General features: G+C 56.3%; 2 protein-coding genes. One reads left to right on the top strand and one right to left on the bottom strand.

Going from position 1 to position 1587, the window contains the following annotated elements; all coding sequences use genetic code 11:
* Positions 1-18 precede the first annotated feature (18 nt).
* Positions 19-1209, bottom strand: coding sequence for an RNA-guided endonuclease InsQ/TnpB family protein (locus ACT3R4_RS18380; protein WP_253926937.1), 1191 nt, complete (start codon positions 1207-1209; stop codon positions 19-21).
* Here ACT3R4_RS18380 and tnpA point away from each other — a divergent pair.
* Positions 1102-1518, top strand: coding sequence for an IS200/IS605 family transposase (gene tnpA / locus ACT3R4_RS18385; protein WP_172116163.1), 417 nt, complete (start codon positions 1102-1104; stop codon positions 1516-1518). The genes ACT3R4_RS18380 and tnpA overlap by 108 nt on opposite strands.
* Positions 1519-1587: the final 69 nt, after the last annotated feature.

A 1587-nucleotide genomic window follows, 5' to 3' on the forward strand; every position in this document is an offset into this window, starting at 1 on the left:
ATTGACGTCCTCCCCGCCCTAAAGGACGGGGATTCCAACTTCTTGAGGGCAACGTCCTGCCCCGAGGCTGAGGATATTCCGGGCCGCATTCACGTCCCGGTCGTGGAGTACACCACACTCCACGCACTCCCAGACCCTTACTCGCAACCCGTTGACGCCCTGCGGCCCGCTAAGCGAGCCGCACGACGAACAGGCGCGGGTGGTGTTGGTTTCGCGAACGACCTTGAAGACGATGCCTGCGTGAGCGCATTTATATTCCAGCATCGTTTTCAGTTGTGACCAGCCAGCGTCGTAGACGCTTTTGGCCATCTTGGTCTTCGCGAGCTTGGTTGAGGAAACATCGCCCACGACGATTTCGCCGTACTGGTTGACGAGTTTCCGGGAAAACTTGTGCTGCGCGTCCTGGCGACGGTTCTTGATCTTGGCGTGAATAGCCTTTACCCGCCGCTTGTTACGCGCACGTTGGGCTGTCGCCAACTGGTCTTCCATGCGGCGGTAGAAGCGGCTATTTTCCAGCCTTCCTCCATCGCTACAGGTGGCCACATCCTTGAGCCCAAGGTCGATGCCAACGGCGCCCTGCCCAAGCGTTGGCTGCACGTCCACCTCGACCGCAACATTGAAATACCACCGGCCCCGGCTATCTTCGTTGAAACTGCCGGCACGGAACTTGTATGTCGACAGGCCGTAGCTATCCCACACCTTGAAGTAGGTGCCGTTGTGAAATACCTGCCCGTTCTTCCACTTGGCCGCGCCGGTATTGACCGGAATCCAGCCAAGTGAGCGGCGTACACCGCCGGACTTGCGCCAATTCAGGCGGGGCTTTTTGAACTGCTTGCGGCGGGCAACGTATTCAGCAGCAATGCATTGCAGCGTTTGGCTGTGCAGGCCGAGGTCCTTGCCAGCACCCTTGGTATAGGGATGCATGTCGTAGGCAGACAGAAACAGACCTTTCTCCCGAATGGCTCGAGAAGACAGTTCGTTGAGGTAGTTCCAAACAAAATTCACGCTGCGGGCCATGCGGTTAAGCTCGGCGGCGTGTTTGTCCTTCACTCGAACCTTGAGGGTCTTGGTCTGCTTCATGGCTTCGAATATACTTGGTCTATGGAAACCAAACAAGCTATCAGAACAGGAAGAAACTGCGTTTTTAAACTCCATGCCCATTTGGTCTTTGTCACCAAGTATCGGGGCAAGGTGTTCACCGGCGCGCATCTCAACTCCCTCGAATTGCTTTTCGACCGAGTGTGTCGGGACTTCGAGGCGGAGCTACAGGAGTTCAACGGTGAAACCGATCACGTCCATTTGCTTGTCAACTTTCCACCCAAAGTGGCGGTATCCAAGCTGGTGAATAGTTTGAAGGGGGTATCCAGCCGGCGGATGAAGTTACTACACCCTGAACTGGTGCAGCCCGCCTACCGGAAGAACTCGCTGTGGAGTCCAAGCTACTTTGCGGGAAGTGTCGGAGGCGCCCCCCTGAGCATGGTCAAACAGTATATTGAGCAACAATCGAGGCCGGACTAGGGACGCTCTCGCGCCCCTCGCTATCCATCCTCGCACTAGAAGTACGAGGTTTTTCGCGATGTTCGATAA

It is taken from the genome of Halomonas sp. AOP7-E1-9 (genome assembly GCF_052376035.1).
Taxonomy (GTDB): domain Bacteria; phylum Pseudomonadota; class Gammaproteobacteria; order Pseudomonadales; family Halomonadaceae; genus Vreelandella; species Vreelandella citrativorans.

Bases quoted from the DNA above. Each gene is read 5' to 3' on its own strand.
- tnpA (WP_172116163.1), top strand. From the start codon at position 1,102: ATGGAAACCAAACAAGCTATCAGAACAGGAAGAAACTGCGTTTTTAAA.
- ACT3R4_RS18380 (WP_253926937.1), bottom strand. From the start codon at position 1,209: ATGCGCGCCGGTGAACACCTTGCCCCGATACTTGGTGACAAAGACCAA.